This is a genomic window from Virgisporangium aurantiacum (assembly GCF_016863635.1).
In the GTDB taxonomy this organism is placed as follows: Bacteria; Actinomycetota; Actinomycetes; order Mycobacteriales; family Micromonosporaceae; genus Virgisporangium; species Virgisporangium aurantiacum.
Map to the genome: position 1 here is coordinate 41,129 of NZ_BOPG01000107.1, position 22,732 is coordinate 63,860.

Here is a 22,732-nt window from a genome sequence, read left to right on the forward strand (position 1 = left end):
CGGCCGGGTGCGGGCAGATGGACCGGTAGCGGTCGTGACCGGCGCCGGTTCCGGAATCGGCCGACGGGTCAGCATCGATCTGCTCGGCGCCGGTTACCGGGTGGTGCTCGCGGGCCGCCGGGCGTCCACATTGGACGAGACCGCGGCGGCCGCGCCGGAGGCCACCCTGGTGGTTCCCACCGACGTGACCGACCCGACCGCCGTGACCGACCTGTTCGCCCAGGCCCGCGACCGCTTCGGCCGGGTCGACCTGCTGTTCAACAACGCCGGCACGTCGGGAGCGCCGGGCCCGATCGAGGACGTGCCGATCGAGCAGTGGCGCACGGTGGTCGACACCAACCTCACCGGTGCCTTCCTCTGCGCCCAGGAGGCGTTCCGCACGATGCGTGGCCAGTCGCCGCAGGGCGGCCGCATCATCAACAACGGCTCGATCTCGGCGCACGTCCCGCGCCCGTACATGATCGCGTACACGGCGACCAAGCATGCCGTCACCGGGCTGACCAAGGCGATCGCTCTGGAGGGCCGGCCGTACCGGATCGCCTGCGGCCAGATCGACATCGGCAATGCCGCCAGCGACATGACCGCGGCGATGAGTCAGGGAGTGCCGCAGGCGGACGGCCAGGTGGCGCCGGAACCGACGATGGACGTGAGGCACGCGTCGAACGCGGTGCTTCACATGGCGAGCCTGCCGCTGGAAGCCAACGTGCTGTTCCTGACCGTGATGGCCACGACGATGCCCTACGTCGGCCGCGGCTGACCCGGGGGTTCGGATGGCGCGATGCGCCCCAGCACGGCCCGGGCCCGGTCCTCGAGAATCTGGTAGCCGGTCCGGTCCGCGGCGGCGAGCGCCCGGCGCCCGTACTCGATGGCCTGCGCGGTGCGGCCGAGTCCGTGCCAGGCCATGGCGAGACCGATGAACGCCTCGATCTGCGGGAACCGTTCCTGGACCTCGCCGGTCAGCTCGAGCGCCTGCTGATGGAGGGCAATGGCCTCCCGGTCGTGGGCGAGGCGGTGGTGGACGGTGGCGAGCGTGTTCAGCGCGTCCACTTCGATCCGGACGTCGCCGAGCTGCTGGCCGCGGGTCAGCGCGGCACGGGCCAGATCCAGCGCCTGCCGGAGGTCGCCCCGATCGCGGTGGACCTCGGCGAGATCACGCAGGGTGTAGGCGGCCACGCCGCGGTCGTCGATTTCGTGGGTGAGCGTGAGCGCCTGGCCGAGATGGGCCAGTGCCTCGTCGAGCCGGCCGGCGGCGTGGCAGATCTCGCCGAGGGTGTCCAGGGCCGCGGCCTCACCCTCGCGTGATCCGGCCGCGCGGCGCAAGGTGACCGCGTGCGTGGCCGCCTCGATCGCCTCGGGGAACCGGCCGAGATACCAGTACGTGCGGGCGAGGTGGTTGAGGGTCAGCGCTTCGCCGTTGCGCGAGCCCTCCTGGCGGTAGAGGGTCAGTGCCTGGTCGTACACCGCGGCGGCTTCCTCGATCCGGCCGGCGTCCCGGTGCACGGTGGCGAGAATCCCGAGCGCGGTGGCCTGGCCCTGGGCCCAGGCGGCACGCTCGGCCAGGGCACGGGCCCGGGTGCAGTGCTCGACGGCGTCGGCATACCGCAGTTGGCGGTGGTCGAGATTGCTGAGGCTGAGCAGCGTGATGGCCTGTGCGCGCAGGTCGTCCTCGGCCTCGGCGGCGCGCAGAGCCGCGCGCGTCGCACGGGCCAGGTCGACCGTGTGCACGCGCAGCAGAAAGTAGCTGCGCAGGGTGTCGGCCAGCAACCACGCGGTCGGCCTGGGCCCGTGCTCGGCGGTGTGCACGATGGCGGCGACCAGGTTGGCCCGCTCGGCGTCCAGCCAGGCCAGCGCGGCCGTATCCGTCGCGAATGCCGGGCCGGAGGTCCCTCCCGGGGGCACGGGCAGGCGGAGCCGATCCGGATAGACCACCGTCGCCGCCGCGTCGGCGCCGTGCAGATACCAGTCGAACAGCCGCTCCAGCGCCTGCCGACGCAGCGCCGGGGTGTCCTCGGCCCGGGACTGGTCGGCCGCGTACTGCCGCAGCAGGTCGTGGCTGGTGTAGCGGCCGGAGCGATGCTCGGTGACCAGGTGGGCGCCGGCGAGTCGCTCCAGCAGCCGGCCGGCCATCGGCACGGTCGTGCCGGTGAGCGCGGCGGCGGCTTCCGCGGTGACGTCGGGGCCGGGCACCATGCCGGCGAGACGGAACATCCGCCGGGCGTCCGCGGTCAACGCGCGGTAGGACAGTTCGAACGCCGCCCGTACGCCGGAGTGTTCGCCGTCGGTCTCCAGGATGGACAACGGGTCCCGACGAAGCTCGCCGACGAGGTCGTCGATCTGCCCCACCGGATGGTCGAGCAGCGTGGCCGCCGCGATCCGCAGGGCGAGCGGCAGATAGGAGCACAACCGCGCCAGCTCCGCGGCGGCGTCGGGCTCGGCCGCCACCCGCTCGCCGCCGAGGATCCGCACCAGCAGCAGCTGCGCTTCGTCGGCGCCCAGCACGTCCAGGCTCAGCCGGCGGGCGCCGTCACGGGCCACCAGGTCGGAGAGCCGGTGGCGGCTGGTGATCAGCACCAGACAGCCCGGGCTGGCCGGCAACAACGGGCGGACCTGCGCCGCGTCGGCCGCGTTGTCCAGCAGCACCAGCACCCGGCGTTCGGCCAGCAACGAGCGGTACCGGGCGGCCGCCGCGCTCTCCTCCGCCGGGATCTCCCCCGCCGGTTCGCCCAGGCTGCGCAGGAACTGGGTCAGCGCGTCGATCGAGCGGACCGGTTCTCCGCGCGCGTGGCCGCGCAGATCCACGTAGAGCTGCCCGTCCGGGAACCGGTCGGACACCCGGTGCCCCCAGCGCACCGCGAGGGCGGTCTTGCCGACGCCGGCCGTACCGGCGATCGCTGAGATCACGACCGCGGTCTCCCGGTCACCGTCGTCCCGCAGCAGCTCGTCCAGCTGTTTGAGGTGCTCGCCGCGACCGGTGAACCCGGCCACGTCGGCAGGCAGTTGCCGGGGCGTCGGGTGTGTCGGCTCCGGCCGCGGTGCGCCGGCCGCCGGATCGCTGTTGAGGATCCCCACGAACTGCCGCTGCAACGGCGGCCCCGGGTCGAGCGCGAGTTCGTCGGCGAGCCGGACCCGCAACAGGTGGTACACCTCCAGGGCATCGGCCTGGCGGCCGGCCCGGTACAGGGCGAGCATCAGCTGCCCGACCAGGCGCTCGCGCAGCGGGTTCGCCGCCACCAGCTCGGTGAGGTCACCCACGACGTCGTCATGGCGACCGAGCCGCAACTCCAGGTCGAACTGCTGCTCCATGGCGGTGAGCCGCTGCTCGTCGAGCCTCGCCGCCGCCGCCTCGACGACTCGACCGCCAAGGCCCATCAACGCCGGGCCGCGCCAGAGCCGCAGTGCGGCCCGCAGTTCGGCGGCCGCTTCGGTGATCTGGCTGTCGGCGACCAGCGACTGAGCCCGGGCGACTCCGTCGGCGAAGACCTCGGAGTCCAGCTCGCCGGGGCGCAGCTCGGCCCGGTAGCCCCGGCCGTCGGCGACGATGGTGGTCCGGCCCGTGCCGCCGGCCCCGTCACCCAACAGGCGGCGCAGGACCGAGATCTCGTTCTGCACCTGGCGGATGGCGGTGGCGGGCGGACGCCCGTCCCAGACGGCATCGATGAGATGGTCGACCGCGACGACCTGACCGGGGTGGGTCAGGAGTACCGCGAGCAGCGTGCGCGACCGTCGGCCGCTCAGTGCCACCGGACCCGCGTCGACGCTCACCTGAAGCGGCCCCAGGATGCGGAATTCCACCCATCGCCCTTCCGATGCCCGTCAGCGTTCGCAGCCCCAATGACGAGTGTCGATTGTACCGGCTCACCCTGACCCGGTTCGGCGATGGCTTCCCGCGGGACGCCGCGGGTCGGGCTCGACGTGGAGGACCCGGAACGCGAACTGCACCGACGGCCCGATCGTCACCGCGAAGACCACCGTGCCGACACCGACCGGGCCGCCGAGCAGCCAGCCGAGCGCGACGACGGTGACCTCGATGAGGGTGCGTGACAGCCGGACCGAGATCCCGGCGAGCCGCGCCACCGCGAGCATCAGGCTGTCCCGTGGGCCGGCTCCGGCCCGGACGCCGACGTAGATTCCGGTCGCGAAGCCCATGGTGAGCACGGCCAGCGCGAGGTACGACAGCCGGACCGTCAGCGCACCCGGGGTCAGCTCGTCGGGCGTTGCCGGGACGAGCGGGCGCCACAGGTCGACCCACACGCCGATGAAGATCATGTTTGCCAACGTGCCCCAGCCGATCGGCTCGCGGCAGGGCACCACGACCAGAATCAACAGGACCGACACCGCGATCACCGACTGGCCGAGCGTGATCGGGACGTGGTTGGTGATACCCGCCTCCAGGACAACCCACGACGAGGTGCCCAGCCGTGACCGCACCAACAGGTCGATCGCGAGCCCGTACAACGCGAACCCGGCCTGGATCACCACGAGATCGCGGACCAGTCGGCGCCAGCCCTCCCACCGTGCGGTGAACGCGGGTACCCAACGCGCTCGGCTCATCGGCGTCGGCCGTCCGGGACGGTCAGGGACCGGCGGCGGCCGGTACCGCGGCGGTGAACGCCAGGCCGAGACGGGCCGCCCGGTCACGGAGGATGGCCTGCCCACGCAGCGCGTCATCGAGCGGGAAGTGCTCCAGATGGAGGAACCCGTCCGGGCAGCTCCGCGCGAACCTGGCGAGGAACGTGTCGAAGTCGAACGACCCGGCGCCCACCGGCACCTCTTTCAGGTGGACGACGGCCGGGTCCTCCAGCGTGACGTCCTTCGCGTCGCCGCTGATGATGTACGGGTCGAGGACGTCGAAGATGTGGTTGATCCGTGCGGTGGTGTCGAAGTATTCGGCGATGGTGCCGATGAAGTTCACCGGGTCAACATTGATCTTGACGTGCGGGGAGCCCACGGCCTCGATGATGTCCCGGGCGCACTCCGGTGACTCGATGGTCGACGCGACGTGGCACTCCAGGGAGATCAGCACGCCGTGCCGCTGCGCCTCGACCGCGGCTTCGCGCAGGCTGCGGATCAGGCGGTCGACGGGCGCGGGGCCGTGGTTGTGCCGGTCCGGCCACCAGGCGCCCCAGCGGCGCTGCTCGTCGGGAAGGTCGGCCGACCGCGGGTTGAGAGTCCCCGGCCCGGTCAGCACGGCCGTTGCGCCGAGATCGCCGGCGACCCGGATCGCCTCGCACAGCACCCGCAGGCCGGCACTCCGCTCGGTCTCGTCGGGATGGATCAGCGGCTGCCAGTACCCGGTCGCCTGGGTGATGGTGACGCCGCCGGCCTCGAACAGCGCACGGACCCGCCGGGCCTGCTCGGTGGTGATGGTGAACGGGTTGTCCCAGAACCGGGTGGCGAAACCTGCGAACCCGTGCTCGCGCAGCTCCGCGACGTGTGCCGCGCTCACCCTGTCGATCCGGTGCGGTATCACCACGCCCGAGACGCCGAGTCGCATGCTTCCCCTTCCTTCGCCTGACGTGGCGGCGGTGGCGACGTCCGCTCACCGGCCGCCACGCCACGCCCTAGTTCCGGGTCTCGTACCACGCGTCCACGAGATGGGTCCCGCCGCCGCAGGACACCGACGAGACCGCACCCACACCGACCCACGGTCCGAATCGATTGGTGGAGAACGGATCCCCCGGCTTCATGACAAGGCACTCGACCGCGGCCCGCACCTGACCGCTGCCGCCCGAGCAGACGACCTGGGCCGTGCGGCCCGAGATCGTGAGCGAGCAACCCGTCGGGGCCGCCTGGGCCGCGGTCGGCACCGCCATCGTTCCCGCGACCGCCAGCGCCCCGCCCACGAGCAGCTTCGGAATCATCCGCATGCACACGCCTCCTTCGCCGACAAGCCTCGCCACGCGGCACGTCGCCGCGCAGCAGGTCGAGTCTGGCAACCACGCGCATCGATTTGTCCCGGATCCATCCTTGATGCGCTCCGCAGCGACCATCGGGCGTCGATCGCGAAACATTGCCGAAACCCCTTGACGATCCCCGGCGACACCGATCAAAGTTCATCTATGTCGGCTCCTGGAGGGTCGACCGGACAGCACCCACGCGCTCCCCCGCCTCCTCCCACCGTGCTGTTAACGCTCACATCACCGCCCGCTGGTGCGCATTCCTCGGGCGTCCACGAGGAGGCGACATGGATGCCGGTCCGATGAGAAGACTCGGATTGCTCGGTGCCACCCTCGTGTCAACCGGCGCCCTCGTGCTGGCGACGGTGGCCGTGGCTCCGGCGGGCGCCGCGGCCGCCGGGTGTTCGGTGAACTACGCCGTGTCGTCGCAGTGGCAGGGCGGATTCGGTGCCGACGTCACCATCACCAACCTCGGTGACGCGCTCACCAGTTGGAGCCTGACGTGGTCCTACAGCGCCGGCCAGACCGTCACCCAGGCGTGGAACACGACGCTGACCCAGAACGGCGCCGCGGTCACCGCGCGGAACCTCAGCTACAACGGGGCGATCGCGACGAACGGCACGGTCGCGTTCGGCTTCAACGGCACGTGGACCGGCAGCAACCCGGCACCGGTCACGTTCGCACTGAACGGAGTGACGTGCACCGGAGGCACCACGCCGCCGTCGACACCACCGTCGACACCACCGTCCTCCCCATCGTCCTCCCCGCCCTCCTCCCCGCCGCCCGCCGGCGCCGCGGACATCACCGTCAACAACGCGACCAGGTACCAGACGGTCGACGGTTTCGGGGCGGCGACCGCGATCTGGGGCAGCGCGTGGTCGACGGCCGAGACACAGACGCTGGTCGGGCTCGGCGCCAACCAACTGGGCCTGTCGATCGTGCGCACCGGCATCTCGCCGGTCTCCGGTGAGTGGTCGACCCACGTGAACGCCCTGCGAACGGCGAAGACGTACGGGTCGAACGTGAAGATCCTCGCGTCGCCGTGGACGGCGCCGGCGGAGTGGAAGACGAACAACAGCCGGACCAACGGCGGCAAGCTGAGAACCGACTACTACGACGACTACGCCAACCACCTGAACAGCTACGTGCAGCAGATGCGCGCCCAGGGCGTCACCATCGACGTCACCTCGGTGCAGAACGAGCCGGACTGGCACCCGGACTACGACTCGATGGACTGGAGCGGCACCGAACTGCGCGACTTCGCCTGTAGCCAGGGGGCGCGGGTCCTGAACACCCGGCTGATGGTCGCCGAGGCGGTGAACCTGAACTACGGCTACACCGACCCGACCCTGAACGATGCGTGCGCCCGCACCAACATCGGCTACATCGGCGGGCACCTGTACGGCACCGAGACGGCGAGCCGCCTGGCCCCGTACCCGTTGGCCGCCCAGAACAACAAACCGGTGTGGATGACCGAGTGGAACTTCCACGAGGCCGACGGCAGCGGATCGAACATCTGGGGCAACCCGTCCAACCTGGCGGTCTGGAACGAGACTCTCGACACCGTCATACGTACGGTGCACCGCTCCATGGAAGCGAACTGGAGCGCCTACATCTGGTGGTACGGCAAGCGTTTCTACTCCTTCATCGGCGACGGTGAGGCGGCCTACGGCACCACCGCCGGGGCGCCGCTCAAGCGCGGGTACGCGTTCTCCCAGTACGCCAAGTACGTACGCCCCGGCTACCAGCGGATCGCCCTGGCCAAGAGCACGAAGGCCGCGCCGCTGGAGGTGACCGCGTATCAGGGCGACGGCAGGATCACGCTGGTGATCCTCAACCGGTCGACCAGCGCGGTCAACAACGCCGTGATTCAGGCGCCCCAGACCATCACGAGAGCAGAGCACGTTCTCACGTCGCAGAGCGCCAACGCGGCCGGCCAACCCACGACCGTCAGCGGCGGACGGGTCACCGTCAACGTCGCCGCACGAAGCGTCTCCACGATCGTGCTCACCCCCTGATTCACATCGTCGAAAGGTTGCCATGAGAAGGCGAACACCATGGTTCAGCGTGGCCGCGCTCGCCCTGGCCGTGACGTCGGCCGGTCTCGCGATCGGCACCGCCCCGGCCCACGCCGAGTCCAACGGCGGCGTTCGGGTCATGCCGTTGGGTGACTCGATCACCGAGGGCACCCAGGTGCCGGGTGGTTACCGGATCGGTCTGTGGCAGCGGATGGCCGCCGGCGGCTACACCGTCGACCTCGTCGGCTCACAGTTCAACGGCCCGTCGAACCTCGGCGACCATGACCACGAGGGCCATCCCGGCTGGCGCATCGACCAGATCACCGCCAACATCAACGGCTGGCTGGCCTCGACGACCCCGCGCACGGTGCTGCTGCACATCGGCACCAACGACGTCCTGCAGAACTACAACCTGTCCGGAGCGCCGGGCCGCCTGTCGACGCTGATCGACCGGATCACCACGGCAGTGCCGGCGGCTGACGTGTTCGTGGCCACGATCATTCCGCTGAGCAACGCCGGCCAGGAGGCCAACGCCCGCACGTTCAACGCGGCCATTCCCGGCATCGTGCAGAGCAAGGTGAACGCCGGCCGGCGGGTTCACCTCGTCGACATGCACAGCGCCCTCACGACCGCCGACCTCATCGACGGCATCCATCCGACCGCGACCGGCTACGACAAGATGGCCGCCACCTGGTACAGCGCCCTGCTGTCGGTACCCGGCAGCATCGGCACCGGCGGCGGCACCGGCAGCACGACCGCGTTGGTCAGCGCCTCCTCCGGCCGGTGCCTGGACGTGCCGAACAGCAACTCCGCCAACGGCACCCAGCCGATCATCTACGACTGCAGCGGCCGACCGAACCAGCAGTGGACCGTGACCGGCCAGACCATCCGGTCGCTCGGCAAGTGCCTCGACTCCCCCACCGGCGCCGTCGCCGGGGCGAAGGCCCAACTCTGGGATTGCAACGGCGCCGCCAACCAACGCTGGAACCTCAACGCCAACGGCACCATCAGCAACGCACAGTCGGGCTTGTGCCTCGACGTCAACGGCAACGCGACCGCCAACGGGACGCTCGTCATCCTGTGGACCTGCACCGGGTCCGCCAACCAACGCTGGACCCGCAGATAAATCTTTGCTAATTCCGGAGCCGGGCGCGGGACCCGGCGCATCGGCGAACCTACCCTCACGACATGGTCTTCCACGACGAATACCAGACTGCCGTCGACCAACTCTGGGAGATGGCGATGTTCGCGGCTGAGGAGGAGTGGGTCGCCAGGTCCGCCTACGACCTCGACTATCCGGAGTGGGACACCTACATCGAAGGCATCTCCACGAGCCTCGAACGGGTGTTGCGGAGGCTGGACTTCGCCGCCGCCGACGGAGAGCCCGACGCGTTCGACCAGATGATCAAAACCTTCGGCCAGCCAACGGGAAACGTCTTTGCGGACAACCCACGATCGCCGGTGCGCGGCGACCCCACCGTATGGGGTCACGTAGCCGCCGCCGAGACCGACCTCAATCTCGTCCTCGCCAACCTCCCCGGCACCTGGCAGGGCGACGCCGCGGGCGCCTTCCGGTCACTGATCGCCGGCGCCTTCCCGCCCACGGTGGCGGCGCAAGGCGCCATGATCTGCTTTCTCCGGGGATATCTGGAGGCCTACCGCGACGTCATGAAGGAGACCCGCAGGACCACGATCAAGATCCTCAACGCGGCGAGGGACGCCTTCACGCCGCAGTCGGACAACATCGGGTCCTTCGCGTTCGTGCTGATCGGCGCGGCCGCGGTCGTGCTGGGCGCGGCCGCTACGGGTGGCCTGGCCGTGTTCGCCGCCGGTGTCGAAGCGGGCGCCGGCGTGCTCGCGTCCGGGCAGCAGGGCGCGGATCGCGACCGCGACGAGTCGGAGATCGTGATCGAGGGCCACCTCGTGGAGGAGATCATCGCGTCGATGGATCAGCGGATCACCGAACTGATCGGCCATCTGGAGAACGAGGAGGCCGATATCGAGACGGCGATCGGCCTCGATCTGGACACCCTGGGCCCGGGTCGCCACAACATCGAGATGTTCCAGGCGGAGTTCAACCAGGACACGGACAACCCGCTCGACACCTACGCCGGGTTCGCACCGGGCGACCCCCACGATGTCCTGGCCGACTGCGAGGCGCTGTACCAGATCGGCTACGTCGACATGTCGTCGGCCGCCTGGCACTACGACGTGGCGGCCTTCCTACTCGGGCTGACCACCGACAACAACGAGGCCGACGCGTTCGGGTCCTGGTTCACCAGCAGCGTCGGCCAGTGGAGGTCGTTGTGCACCGCGTTCACGTCGAGGTCGTTGAACCACACCCGCGACAAACTCATCCGGTACGGCACCGACCTGTGTGAGATCGCCGCGCACTACGCGGAGACCGACGCGCGCAACGCCGAGCAGGTGCAGCAGATCTTCGACGACTACGTCGACAGGCAGGCGGAGCTGGCCGACGAGAACATGGGCAACCGGCCCACGATGAACAGCCGCGCGGAGGCCGCGGCGGCAGGCCCGGCCCGCGCCGGCGCGTGGTGATCCAGCGGAGACGCCAGTGACGTCGCGCCTGCCGGTCGGTCGTCCTTTCGCCGTTGTTGTGCGATAAGCCACGTTGCCGGTCGTTTGCGCGTCATCGCAAAAGGCCAACGAAAAGGCCAATCGAACCTGCTCGACAACCCGCCTTGATCGACCACCGCGAATGGCTATCATCTGCCGAACCGACGATCGGAGGCGTGTGATGCGCCGAATCGCAACTCTCTTCATCACCGCGTTGCTGCTGCTGACACCGGCCGGCGCCGCCACCGCGGACCCGGCTACGACCGCGACCGTGACCGCGACCGGTTTGACGGTCACCGCACGGTGGGCACTGCTGGCCGACGACCCGACCGCGGTCGTGCTCGTCGGGCAGTACTCGTGTGGCCCGTTCACCGGTGGTGTGCCGGATCGGGGCGTCATCGACATGGGCCTGACGCAGGTCGTCAACGGCGTCGAGGTGCGGGGCATCGGCTACCTCACGCCCACCGTGTGCGACGGCACCGGGCAGTGGTACGCCGTGGAGCTGACCGCCGTCGGCGGCGCGACGTTCCGCCGGGCCGCCGCCAGGTGGAGCGCGTCGGGGTACGTCGAAGGCGACAGCGGCATGCAGAACGTGTCCGTCCCACCGACCCGGATCGTGATCCGGTAGCGAGACAGCGTCGTCAGTTCCGCGGTTCGCGCGCCGTCATCGGCAGTCGCGGGTCTCACAGGCGACGAGCGTCAGCGTGTCGCGGGCCAGCCAGGCGACGACAGGGGTGCCGGCGGCACCGACCGCCACGGTGAGCGTGCTCCCGCTGTACGGGGTGCGCAGGCCGACGAGGACCGACGACGATTCGCGGCAGGCCTCGTCGGCGCAGGTGTGCAGCCGCAGGTCGGCACTCGCATCGGTGGTGACGACGAGCGGCCGGCCGGCGGCGTCGACGGTGAAGGCCGAGGCGGTGGCACCCCACCCGTGATCCTGCGGCAGGGCGACCACCGACGCGGTGGCGCAGGCCGGATCGTCACAGGTCATCAGCGTGCGGCCGGAGAGCACCGCGATCCGGCCGCTGGGCAGGACACGCACCGACGGGCGCGGGAGCGGATCCATCCCGGTGACCGTGACCGCGCGGGGCGCGGAGGAGCACGCGCGATCCGGGCACAGCAGCAGCGTGGTCCGGTCAGGGCTCTCGTGGAAGGCCACCACCGGGCGCCCGACGTGGACGGCGAGGGTGAAGTGGGTGGGCCGGACTCCCGGCATGGGCGCGACCTGGTGGCTGGTCCACCCGGCCTGGCAGGAGGCGATCGGACACCGGGCGAGCGAGACGTCGCGGTGCTCCGGCGGTGACCCGTCGGGCGACGACCGGGTGTGCAGCATCAGCAGGTCGGCGCCGACCGCCGCGACGGCGAGGAGGGTGCGCCCCGCGAGCGTCGCCGGGACCGATCCGGCCTGGTCGCAGCCGCCGGGAACGCACCGGGCCAGGTCGATGACCGACGGGTCGTCCCCGCTGCGGGCCAGGGCGTAGCGGACGGTGCCGTCGTCCTCGGCGCTCAATGGCTGTCCGGCGGGCATCGGCGCGGGCCGGGCGGCGAACGGGCACGGCGGACCGGCGCACCACCACGCCGCGGCCCCGACCCCTTCGTTTATCGCCGGCGCCTTGGTGGAGGCGCCGGCGGCGTAGGTGGCGACGACCTGGACGCCGTCCGCCGCCGGGAGGACCCGCAGGCTGGTGGCCAGGATCGACCGGACGGTGGCCTGCGCCACCCGGGCGGGCAGGTCCGGCGCCGTCCCGGGCGTCCGGGTCGTCGACGGGGTCGGCACCGAGGACAGGTCACCAGCCGGACCGGCCGGGTCGCAGGCCGACACGAGCGCCAACACGGCGCAGACAGCCATCGATCTCCCCCGCATCGGTCGACCCTATCCCTGGCTTTCTCAGTGCGGGCCGCACGTCCGACGGATGATCGGCTCCGTCGGGAGCACGTCGTGCCGCGGGGTGATGCGGACGCCACTGATCAGCTCGTCGAGCGCGGCGGCGGCCTTCGCTCCGAGGTCCCGCATGGGTTGACGCACGGTGGTCAGCCCGGTGTGGCGAGCGGCCATCACGTCGTCCCACCCGGTGACCGCGACATCGGCCGGCACGCGCAGCCCGACCTCGGCGGCGGCCTGCAACGCGCCGAGCGCGACCTCGTCGTTGGCGCAGACCAGCGCGTCCGGTCGCTCACTCTTCAAAAGCTCGTGGACGGCGTACCGCCCGGCCTCGTCGGTCAGCGCGCACCGAAGCGGGGCGCGGCACGGCAGCCCATGTGCTCTCAGCCCGGCCCGCAGCCCGGCGTAGCGTTCGCGGACGTCGGGCGCCCGGGCCGGGTCGCCGACGAACCGCAGCGCGCGGTGGCCGTGGCTGATCAGGTGCTCCGCCAGGGCCTTGGCGCTGCGGCGGTTCTCGGTGTTCAGCGTGTCGGCGGTGCCGACCGCGGGCCGGGCGAGGAGCACCGTGGGCAGCCGGGCGGCGAGGACGGCCGCGATCGTGGTGTCGTCGACGTCGTGGCCGAGGATCACGAGGCCGTCGACCCGCGAGGCGAACCCGAGCACGGTGGCACCGATGTCGTCGCGCCCCCGGGTCGAGCAGATCAGCACGCTGCGGCCGAGGCGTGACGCGGTCTCCTCGTATCCGATGACGACTTCGGCGTAGTACGGCCCGGACAGGTCGGGGAACACGATCCCGTTGGCGGCATGCTTGCCCCGGGCCAGCGAAACCCCGAGCTGGCTGGGCCGGAACCCGAGTTCCCGCACGGCCCGCTCGACCTTCTCCCGGCTACGCCGCGAGACGGGCCCCGACCCGCGCAACGCCCGGCTGACGGTGGCGATTCCGACGCCCGCACGCGCGGCGACCTGATAAATGGTCACCCCACTCTCGGCCGGCAACTCCGAACCTCCCGGTACGCCAGTCGGCGGCCGAGCGCCCGATCGCGGCTCGTCCATGTCGCAACATCCTCACACGCGCAAATCGAGGGGCCGCCGCCCTTTCGCGCCATTCGTAAATACGACCCCGACATTGATACCTCTCACTGGGTTCCCGGGACCCGTCACCGCTCGTAATGTGGAAGCGCTTCCACTTTCCCGATCGTCCCGGTAAGCGTCGATTGTCAGAGCACTCGTCCGGCGACGACCGGCGGTGGAACGCGCCCTCACCCCCGCTATCGAAAGGCGGACCCATGCGACTCAGACCCCTGGTAGCAGCCGGCCTCGCCGCTGCCAGCCTCTCCGCTGCCAGCCTCGCCGCTGTCGCGCTCGCCTCACCGGCCCTCGCCGTCACCACGCCCACGATCGGCCAGCCGTGCGACCGGGAAGACCTCGGCCGCCGCGCCGGTGTCGCCGACACCGCCGAGGTGATCCCGACGGTCACCCACTTCAAGGCGTACTACGTCACCGAGGGCACCACAGGATTCCAGAACATCGCACTGACGCACACCGAGACGATCACGGTGACGATCACCAACAACGCCTCGATCACCGCCACGTTCGGCTTCGGCGCCCTCGGCTCGGTGGGGGCCACGGTCGGATTCTCGGTGGCGAGGGCCACCGGAACCACCGACACGGCGGTCCGTACGGTCCAGTGGAACCTCAACCAGCCCGGCTACTACGGCATCTACTCGGGAACGCACAAGGTGCGCGGCACGATGAGCTCGATCAACTGCACGCGGATGCAGCGCTCCGACGGCACCTGGGCGCTGCAATGGGTGCGCCGGCCGGGCGGCGAATACACCACCTGGGGACGTGACGAGGAGGGCGTCGTCCGCTGCGAGGAGACGGTTCCGGCGAACAGCCTCCGCCGTGCCGCGCAACGCGAACTGGGCTGCGACGGCGAAGCCGCGCGGCAGCAGGCGATCGCCGGGCACAAGGCCGAGAACGCGCGCAGCGCTTCGGTCCGAAGTGGACAGTCCACTGTGGACGAACCCAGTGCCACCGCCGATGTCCCCGCCGGCTACACCTGCGACGCCACCTACTACCGGATCACCGCGAACAACGGCCTCGTCATGGACATCTATGACGACGACGAGGACTCCCCGGTCCGCTGGAACTCGTGGGACGACGACCACATCGGACAATACTGGCAGGTCTGCACCGGCCCGGACACCGACGGCGTCGCACCCGTGGTGCTGGTGAACCGGTGGACGGGCACCTGCGCCCAGCCGCAACGCCGCTCGACCGTCGTCGAAGGCACCGAGATCCGTCACTACGCCTGCGAGGCGACGCCGAAGGCACAGAAACTCTTCCTCTACCGCGACGTACCCGGTTCGACCTTCGCCGGCATCCAGGCCGCCGAGAGGGGCGCGATGCTCGGTTCGGAAATCCTCGAGCAGGACGAGCCGGTCCGCCAGTACGAAGCCGGCATGCCCGACGGCTCCGGCACCTTCGAACTGATCCCCATCCAGTAACCGGAAAGCAGGAAGCCGGCGGAGAAGTCCGGTTCGGGCGAACCGGAAGGTGTTGCCGTGCGATGGCAGCATTGTCGGGATGGACACCGATCTGCAACAGGCAGCCGGCCTTCTCCGCACGGCCCGGCGCGTGGTCGTCTTCACCGGAGCGGGGATCTCTGCCGAGAGCGGTGTACCGACGTTCCGCGACGACCTCACCGGTCTGTGGTCGCGTTTCAACGCCGAGCATCTCGCCACCCCGGAGGCGTTCCACGCCGACCCCGACCTGGTCTGGGGCTGGTACGAGTGGCGACGGTCGCGGGTGCGCCATGCCGAACCCAATCCCGGGCACCTGGCCGTCACCGCGATCACCCGCCGGGTTCCGGGCGCCGTCGTCGTCACCCAGAACGTCGACGACCTGCATGAGCGGGCCGGGTCGCCGGAGGTGACGCACCTGCACGGCAGCCTGTTCGCACCGCGGTGCGTCGGGGACGGCGCCCATCCCGCCACGTTCCCGGACGCGACGCAGAATGTGGCGCACGACGAGTCGCCGAGCGGGGAACCGGCGGACGGGCGCCGCATCCCGCCGCCATTGTGCGTGTCGTGCGGCGCGCTCGTGCGTCCCGGCGTGGTCTGGTTCGGAGAGGAACTGCCCGGGTCGGCACTGACCACCGCGGCCGAGTCCGCCGCCGCCAGCGACCTGTTCCTCACCGTCGGCACGTCCGGCATGGTCTATCCCGCCGCGGAGATCCCCCGGATCGCCGTGCGGGCGGGCGCCGCCGTGATCCAGGTCAATCCCCAGCCGACCCAGCTCGACCTGTTCTGCACCATCAACCTGCTCGGTACCGCCGCACACGTACTCCCCGCCATCGTCGCGGCGGCGTGGCCTCCCTCGACCCGAGGCTAAGGCCCCGGGAGCCGGCGCATGGGCGATCTTCCGATGCGGTGATCGACGGCTTAGCACCACCGTTGATCTCATGAGCATCAGGGGAAGACCACACAGGGGTACCAGAGTGCGAGGCACGGCCATGGCGGTGATCGTGGCCGTGATCGTGGCGGCGATTCTCGTCGCCGGCACCGTCCGGCCCGCGGGTGCCGACGGCGACGAAGGCAACGCGGGCAGGCTGACCATAAGGACGACCGTTGCCCTCGAGGCCAGATTGCCGGTCATGCAGGTGATCGAGATCGCCGGGTTCGTGCTCGAGGTCATCGGTGCGTTCCGGACCTCCGGCGAGGCCGTCATCCAGGAGGTGGACAGCGAGCGGGTGACCGATGCCAGAGGAAAACTGAGGAACATCGGAAGCCGGACGGTCGACATGCGCGACCCCAGCTCGACGGTGCGGTACCTGTATCTGCGCGACGCCCGGGACGCGGCGAGCTACGCACACACGGAGATCGAGCGGCCGGCGACAGTCGACCAGAAGCAGATCGACCACCTGACGCGGATCTCGATGGCGGCCTACGACCTGACCCTGGCCGCCACGAGCAGCTACCACCGGGCGGACCTCGACGCGCTCCACGAGTCGCTGGGCCACACCCTGGACGATTTTCTGGACATGCTCGACTCGGCCACGACGAAGCTGATGGCCACGACCAGTTGCCGGCAGGCCGACGTCGGGCCATCGCCGGGGGTTTCCGCGGAGTGGGCGGTCATCTGCCACTCGTACAACGCGGAGGACGCGTGGGCGGAACGGACCACCACGGCCGGCGAGCGCCAGATCAAGCGCGGGTTCGGCGCGGAGTGGGAGCCCGGATCGATGCCGAGCAACTGGGACGACATCAAGAAGATGGCCCTGCGGGACACCGTTCTGTACGACGCGTACCAGGCCCAGATCAACCTGCTGGCCACGAAGGCGAAGCTCCAGCGGCAACCGTAGCGAAGGAATGTGGAGAATGGAGCGAATACTCAGACGACCTCTGGCGATGCTGGCGGTCCTTGCCGGCGTCGTCGGCGCCACGCTCGGTGTGGCCCGGCCGGCACACGCCGACGACACCTTCGTCTACGTCGAGGCGAACTTCGACATCGCCGTTTCGTTCGGTGGCAACGACACGGCCGAGATCAAGCGGGCGATCGAGGCCGCCAAGCGGGAGATCCTGGCCGAGATCGCGGCCAGCGAGAAGCGGATTCTCGACTACATCGACCAGAATCTCGAAGCCGACATCACTACCTGTGTCCGGACCAGCAGCGGCGATCTGGTCGACGTCGACACGATGGACCCGGTGTCGCGTCGCCTCATCACGCGGGCCATCGACGAATGCGCCAACCGGGCCGGCATTCTGGCCGGGCAGGTCCAGAACCTCGGCGTCGCCGATCGCCTCGCCGTGGCGATGGCCGAGGTGCAGGCGATCTCCGCGGTGTTCCACGCCAAGGCCGGCGTGGAGATGCAGGGACAGCTCGCGAACTTCATCTCGGACTTCGAGGTTCTCTTCTCGCGGCTCACCCCCGCCTGCACGTACCGCGACCTCCAGTACGGGGGCTTCCGGACCCGCGAGCACACCTGCACGGCGTACAACGGTGAGTTCGCCCGGGGTTCCGAACACTGGCGGGGCAACGGGCAGGGCGGCTGGGACCCGTGGATCCCGCCCGGTGGCACCCCGTTCAACCTGGAGGCGGTGAAGGAACAGGCGGCCGCCAACACCAACTGGCGCCTGGTCAAGCAGTCGCTTCCCCTGCTGCGCACCGCGCTGGACAAGCTGCGACGAGACCTCGTCGTGTGCGGCGTCCAGTTCGGCCAGGTCACGTTCTGGGAAGACGACGGACCGCTGATCTGGGACATTCTGGATCACCCGCTACGTGCCAACGGGGCGGCGAAGGAAGCCACAGCGGTGGCCACCGCCCTGGACACGCACCCGGAGTCGAAGAACCGTCGACACCTGCTCGCCGTGTTCGACGGCGGGGTTCACCACCGGATCCGGAACCAGAACGGCAGTTGGTCGCCATGGGTGTCCATCGGCAACCATCCCGGCACCGCCTCCGCGGTCGCCGCCGCCGACGCGGCCGGACAGCTCCACGTCCTGGCCGTGGTCGACGGCCAGATACACCACCGGATGCGGGGCGTCGACGGTAGTTGGACGCCGTGGACGAAACCCGGAGACACCCCCGGAACGGCCACGGCGGTGGCGGCCGCCGTCGACGGCGCATCCCGTCTCCACGTCCTCGCGGTCGTCGACGGCAAGGTCCGTCATCGGATCCGGCACGGCAACGGCGCCTGGACGGAGTTCACACCGGCCGGACACGGCGGAACCGCTACCGGGGTGACGGCCCTGTTCGACGGCACCAACGTCCAGGTGGCGGCCGTCATCGACGGCCAGTTGCACCACAAGTTCCAGGTCGACGACAACTGGACGCTGCCGTGGAACTACCTCGGCAACCCGGGGACGGCTACCGCTGTGGCGGGCGCGGTCGACCCCAACGGCGATGCACAGTTCACGCTGATCATCGACGACGAGGCATACCAGCGGACGAGGTTCGCCGCGGCGTACTGGACCGAACGGTGGGTCAAGCACGTCGAGACGATCGGCACCAGCGCGGTCTCGGCGAGCTGAGACACCGGCCCGGCCCACCTTGGCGTGGGCCGGGCCGCATCAGGCGTCGAGACCGGTCAGGCCGGCGCGTTCCCCGACAGCCGCGGCTGCGGCCCGGTTCGCCACCCCGAGCTTGCGCAGAATATTGCTGACGTGCACGCTCGCGGTCTTGGGGCTCATGAACAGCTCGGTGCCGATCTGGGCGTTCGTGCGACCCTGGGCCAGCAGTCCAAGCACGAGCCGCTCCCGGTTGGTCAGGCCGTACGGGTCCTCCGGTTCCGGTGCCGCCGGCGCGAGCGTGCGCGTCGGCGCGAGGGAGATCCGGGACCGCTGCGCCAGCCGACGGATCGCCGCGGTCAGCGGCACCATGTCGGCCGCCGCCTCGGCCGCCGCGCGCAACACGTCGGCCGCCGCCGTCGGGTTCCGGGCCGTGGCGACAATGACCTGCGCCTGACGCAACAACGCGTACGCCCTGCGGTGCGGGCGGCCGAGCCGCTGCCAGACTCCGGCCGCCTGCGCCCAGGCGTCCGGGTCACGCACGCCGCGGACACGGCACAGCTCGGCCTGCCAGTCGGCCCGATCGCCCGCAATGGTCGCCAGGAACGGATGGTCGACGAACGGCCGGCCGCGCATCCGGTGGAGAACGTCGCCGAGCCTATCGGCGTCGGCGTGGGCGGCACGCTCGGCATCGCGGTCGCGGCGCGCCCGCGCGGTCTCGGCGAGGTCGGCCACGGCCCGGGCACCGAGCGCCAACAGCTCACCGCAGAACTGCTCCACGTCGCATCCGCTCAACAGCGCAAGGGCCGGCTCGACCTGACCGAGTGCCGCGGCGGGATCGCGGGCCCACAGCGCGGCCCGCGGCAGAAGGCGGATCCGTTCGTACATCCACATGCGCGGACCGGCCAGGCCGAGCCGGTCGACGGAACGCGTGCGGGCGACGGCGGCGTCGAGCTCGCCGCGGCAGATCTCGACCTGGGCCTGATACAGGTGCAGGTTCCAGTCGTCGAGTCCCGGTTGGCGGTCACGCACGTCGGCGACGAGTTCCGCCACGGCGTCGACGAAGCCGCGTTCCAGCAGAGCCTCCACCGCGTTGTGATGCAGAACCGCAGCCGAGTAGCCCGACGTCGCACCCATCCGGCGGGCGCGTTCGAGGCCCTCCCGCGCAACCCGTTCGGCCGCCGCCAGTTGCCCCGTCTTGAGCAGCGCGTTGCTGTGGTACTCGGCGATGAAGTAGTCGATCCGAGGGGTGAGTTCGGTGTCGGACGGATGTCGGACGGCTTCGCGGGCGCGGTCCAACAGGGCGAAGCCCTCCGCCGGGTCACCATGCAGGAACGCGACCTCGGCCAGACCGCTCAGCGCGTCGGCGATCTCATGAACGGCTCCGCACCGTTCGGCGACCGCGAGCGCGGTTCGGTAGACCGACCCGCTGGCGCTGTCGCAGCTGTCCATCCACATGAAACGCGCATGGTCGGCGAGCAGCCGCGCGTACTCGGCCGACTCCGGCAGCGCCCGGTAGATGCGCGACGCCTCGTCGAAAAGCCCGTACGCCGTACTCGGCGGCGCCTCCCGCTGCGCGATGACGCCACGATGCCAGGCGGTGCGGTGCAGCACCGCGGCCAGCAGCGCACCGCCGGCCGAGTCGTGATGCCTCGCATGGGTCTCCTCGGTGAGGTGGGCAGCGTCGAGGTCCCGGCCGCACGCCTGCAACGCGTCGATGGTTCTGACCCGCAGCCAGCCCGGTTCCACGCCCAGCTTCTCGGCCGCGTCGGGCAGCTTCTCGGCGATGGTCGTCGCTCGCTGCCAGAGGTCCGCCGCCGGCGAGTACGCGCGCATCCGGTGGCTGTGGTCGGCAGCGTCGAGAAGCAACCGGAGTTCGTCGGCGGGACGGCCGGCGGCCGACCAGTGACCGGCGATCTCCGCAGACAGGGCCGGATCCTCCACCGACTCCAGGGCGGCGGCCATTCCGGCGTACACGTCGCGGCGCTCGTCGGCCAGCAGGTCGCCGACCACCGCTTCAGCCAGCAGGGCGTGCTGTGTCCGGCAGCCGAGTTCCGGCCGGACGCTGTCGGGCACTGCGAGCCGGGCGTCGATGAGCTCGTGCAGGGCCGAGGCAACCTCATCGGCCGTCATCCCGGTGGCCCGGGCGACCACCGTCTCCGGGACGGGCCGGCCGGCCACGGCCAGCGCCGAGAGCACACCGCGGGCCGGCACGCTGACCCGACGCGCACGGGCCACGAGCAGGTCGGCAAGGGCCCGGGGCGGCTGGCGGGTCAGCTGGCCACCGGCGGCGGCCGCGATCAGTTCCTCCGCGAAGTACGGGTTCCCCTCCGTGCGCCGATGCAGTTCCTCGACGAGGCCGTCATCGGGAGTGCCGCCGAGCGCCTGTTCGGCAAGTTCGGCCATCGCCGGCCGGGACAGGCCCGCCAGATCCAGCCGTTCCGTCTCGGGCCGGCGTGCCTGTTCGATCCATCGCGCCACCAACGGATCGAGCGGCGCTTCGTCGCTGCGACAGGTGACGACCATGGTGATCGATCCGCGGGACGAGGCGCGCAGGTAGGTCAGCAGATCCAGGGTCGCCATGTCGATCCAGTGAAGATCCTCGACCACCACCAGCACGGGACGGTGGCGGGCGACGCGGGTCAGCACGAGATCGACGGCGGCGAACATCCGCTGCCGCTTCCACTCGGCGGCCGGCAGCACATCCGGGCCGACCTGATGGCCGATCAGCTCGGGCACGAGTCGAGCCAACTCGTCCGAGGCGTCCGGCGGGAGCCCGGCGACGATCTCCTCGACTGCCGGCCGGCCGACAGCACGGTCGAGGCTGCGAAGCATGTCGATGACCGGAAGCAGCGGCAACCGCACGTCCAGCGGCAGGCACGACGCCTCCACCACGACCGTGCCGTTGTCCCGGGCCTCCTGCGCCGCCTGCGCGACGAGGCGCGTCTTGCCGATGCCCACGCCGCCCATCACGAGGACGAGTCGACGCCCCTCGCGGATGGCGCGCGCGAGTTGCTCGAGTTCGTCCGTCCGTCCGATGATGCGTTTCCCCCGCACGGCGACAGGAGATCGTCCGCCCGCCGGGCCGGTCAAGCGCGAAGTAAGGTGACCGACACACCTCGTGCCCGCCCGGACCGTTCGCCGCAAAGCGCGTCGGCCGGCGCCCGTTCGCGCCGGCCGACGACGCCGCTACGGGACCGGGGTGATCGTGATGGTGGTCGAACCGGGGACCCGCTCCGCCTTCACCCGGTACTTCGACGTGCCACCCGCGTTGTCCTTGACCTCGACATCAACCTCGACCGTTGCCTTGCCATTCGCATCGAGCGGCGCCGTGATCCCACCGATGACCTTCGGAATGACCGCCAGCTTCGCCGGAGGAACCGCGGTCGACACCGCATTGTCCGTCGCATTGACCGCCCAGCAGTTCACCCACAAGCCGTCGTTGCTGACCTCGGCCGTCACCTTGACCCCCCGCGCGCCGGCCAACTGACAGGTGGTCTTGTCCGCGGCGAGCACGACACCGTCGGCCCGGACCTGGCCATCGGCATGCCGGGTCAGCTCGGGCGTCTTGACCGGCATCAGGCACATCGCCACACGTTCCAGACGAGGCGAGGCCGCCGCAGCGGGAACCGCGGCGAAGCCGAGAGTGAACAACGCGCCCAACAGCAGAAGGGCCATCCGGGACATTGTCGTGGGGAATCGAGCGTCGGGTCGCATCGTGCCTCCTGCGTCTGAGGTGCCGGTTGCACAGTCCTTCGCGCCGCGACCACCAGCGGACGGCGATCGACTCGGTGACCGCGCCACGGGATCCCGGCGACGAAGGGTTGGTGAAAACGGGTCCTTCGAGACCTCGTTCCTACTCGAGCCGACCGACTTCATCGGGCAATTCGTCGAGTCCGCTATCGGGCCGCTGCCTGCAGGTCTTGTGCTTGCATGGCCGCCCGTCGGAGAACACCTTGAGTACCGCGGCAGTACGGGCGTTACCACTCCTGCGTCGTCCGCGCGTTGGCATGTCCGAGCCGCTCGCTGCATCGCATGCTGCGACACCCCCGTGGTCAGACCCACCGTCGCGGACGAATGCCGGCTGCCTCTGCGGGACGATCACCCACCTGTCGACGAGCCAGCCACCGCGGCGGCCGTGCCTGGGGTGGCCGACCGGGCAGTGGGTCGGCTCATCGCCGACCGTCACGTGGACCGGCTCGTATGGGAACGCAACCACGCTGGCGTCTTCGCGGGCGGCTTCGACGAACCGGCGCAGTTCGGCGGGCGTGATCGCTCTGAACTGGCAGGTCGTTGACCGCCACGGTGAGTCCTCGACGCACGCTCAGCGGACGGTCATGACCCATT

17 protein-coding genes are annotated in these 22,732 nt (G+C 70.5%); 9 read left to right on the forward strand and 8 right to left on the reverse strand.

Going from position 1 to position 22,732, the window contains the following annotated elements:
• The first annotated feature begins 7 nt into the window (after positions 1 to 7).
• Entirely contained in the window at positions 8 to 757 is a 750-nt protein-coding gene (locus Vau01_RS57925; protein ID WP_204011985.1) for an SDR family oxidoreductase, read from the forward strand.
• Here Vau01_RS57925 and Vau01_RS57930 read toward each other — a convergent pair.
• The 4 genes from Vau01_RS57930 to Vau01_RS57945 form a co-directional block, all read right to left on the reverse strand.
• Entirely contained in the window at positions 739 to 3,792 is a 3,054-nt protein-coding gene (locus Vau01_RS57930; protein WP_204011988.1) for an AfsR/SARP family transcriptional regulator, read from the reverse strand. The two genes, Vau01_RS57925 and Vau01_RS57930, sit on opposite strands and share 19 nt — an antisense overlap.
• A 63-nt stretch (positions 3,793 to 3,855) precedes the next feature.
• A complete protein-coding gene (locus Vau01_RS57935; RefSeq protein ID WP_204011991.1) occupies positions 3,856 to 4,551 on the reverse strand; it encodes a YczE/YyaS/YitT family protein in 696 nt (231 codons plus the stop codon).
• A gap of 22 nt (positions 4,552 to 4,573) precedes the next feature.
• Positions 4,574 to 5,494 (reverse strand): sugar phosphate isomerase/epimerase family protein, encoded by a 921-nt coding sequence (locus tag Vau01_RS57940; protein WP_204011994.1) that lies wholly within the window; start codon positions 5,492 to 5,494, stop codon positions 4,574 to 4,576.
• A gap of 67 nt (positions 5,495 to 5,561) precedes the next feature.
• A complete protein-coding gene (locus Vau01_RS57945; RefSeq protein WP_204011997.1) occupies positions 5,562 to 5,867 on the reverse strand; it encodes a hypothetical protein in 306 nt (101 codons plus the stop codon).
• 332 nt (positions 5,868 to 6,199) lie between these two features.
• On the opposite strand from Vau01_RS57945, the gene Vau01_RS57950 reads away from it, so the two are divergent.
• The 4 genes from Vau01_RS57950 (at position 6,200) to Vau01_RS57965 (ending at position 11,120) form a co-directional block, all read left to right on the forward strand.
• Positions 6,200 to 7,915, forward strand: coding sequence for a cellulose binding domain-containing protein (locus tag Vau01_RS57950; RefSeq protein WP_204012010.1), 1,716 nt, complete (start codon positions 6,200 to 6,202; stop codon positions 7,913 to 7,915).
• Positions 7,916 to 7,964: 49 nt separating this feature from the next.
• A complete protein-coding gene (locus Vau01_RS57955) occupies positions 7,965 to 9,041 on the forward strand; it encodes a ricin-type beta-trefoil lectin domain protein (protein WP_373320491.1) in 1,077 nt (358 codons plus the stop codon).
• Positions 9,042 to 9,103: 62 nt separating this feature from the next.
• Positions 9,104 to 10,474, forward strand: a complete 1,371-nt coding sequence (locus Vau01_RS57960) for a hypothetical protein (protein ID WP_204012014.1) — start codon at positions 9,104 to 9,106, stop codon at positions 10,472 to 10,474.
• A 199-nt stretch (positions 10,475 to 10,673) separates the two neighbouring features.
• On the forward strand, positions 10,674 to 11,120 hold the full coding sequence (locus Vau01_RS57965; RefSeq protein ID WP_204012015.1) for a hypothetical protein: 447 nt from the start codon (positions 10,674 to 10,676) through the stop codon (positions 11,118 to 11,120).
• 36 nt (positions 11,121 to 11,156) lie between these two features.
• Here the strand turns inward: Vau01_RS57965 and Vau01_RS57970 are convergent, their stop codons facing one another.
• Positions 11,157 to 12,356 (reverse strand): hypothetical protein, encoded by a 1,200-nt coding sequence (locus tag Vau01_RS57970; RefSeq protein ID WP_204012016.1) that lies wholly within the window; start codon positions 12,354 to 12,356, stop codon positions 11,157 to 11,159.
• A 24-nt stretch (positions 12,357 to 12,380) separates the two neighbouring features.
• Positions 12,381 to 13,352, reverse strand: a complete 972-nt coding sequence (locus Vau01_RS57975; protein ID WP_204012017.1) for a LacI family DNA-binding transcriptional regulator — start codon at positions 13,350 to 13,352, stop codon at positions 12,381 to 12,383.
• 308 nt (positions 13,353 to 13,660) lie between these two features.
• Here Vau01_RS57975 and Vau01_RS57980 point away from each other — a divergent pair, with 308 nt between their 5' ends.
• The 4 genes from Vau01_RS57980 (at position 13,661) to Vau01_RS57995 (ending at position 18,409) form a co-directional block, all read left to right on the forward strand.
• Positions 13,661 to 14,884, forward strand: coding sequence for a hypothetical protein (locus Vau01_RS57980; protein WP_204012018.1), 1,224 nt, complete (start codon positions 13,661 to 13,663; stop codon positions 14,882 to 14,884).
• Between the two features lie 79 nt (positions 14,885 to 14,963).
• Positions 14,964 to 15,770, forward strand: a complete 807-nt coding sequence (locus Vau01_RS57985; RefSeq protein WP_204012019.1) for an SIR2 family NAD-dependent protein deacylase — start codon at positions 14,964 to 14,966, stop codon at positions 15,768 to 15,770.
• A 121-nt stretch (positions 15,771 to 15,891) separates the two neighbouring features.
• Positions 15,892 to 16,740, forward strand: coding sequence for a hypothetical protein (locus tag Vau01_RS57990; protein WP_204012020.1), 849 nt, complete (start codon positions 15,892 to 15,894; stop codon positions 16,738 to 16,740).
• A 16-nt stretch (positions 16,741 to 16,756) separates the two neighbouring features.
• Positions 16,757 to 18,409: a PLL family lectin gene (locus Vau01_RS57995; RefSeq protein WP_204012022.1), complete on the forward strand. Its 1,653-nt coding sequence runs from the start codon at positions 16,757 to 16,759 to the stop codon at positions 18,407 to 18,409.
• 39 nt (positions 18,410 to 18,448) lie between these two features.
• On the opposite strand, the gene Vau01_RS58000 is transcribed toward Vau01_RS57995, so the two are convergent.
• Both Vau01_RS58000 and Vau01_RS58005 read right to left on the reverse strand, forming a co-directional pair.
• A complete protein-coding gene (locus Vau01_RS58000) occupies positions 18,449 to 21,442 on the reverse strand; it encodes a helix-turn-helix transcriptional regulator (RefSeq protein WP_204012025.1) in 2,994 nt (997 codons plus the stop codon).
• A gap of 132 nt (positions 21,443 to 21,574) precedes the next feature.
• Positions 21,575 to 22,063, reverse strand: a complete 489-nt coding sequence (locus Vau01_RS58005) for a hypothetical protein (RefSeq protein ID WP_204012028.1) — start codon at positions 22,061 to 22,063, stop codon at positions 21,575 to 21,577.
• Positions 22,064 to 22,732: the final 669 nt, after the last annotated feature.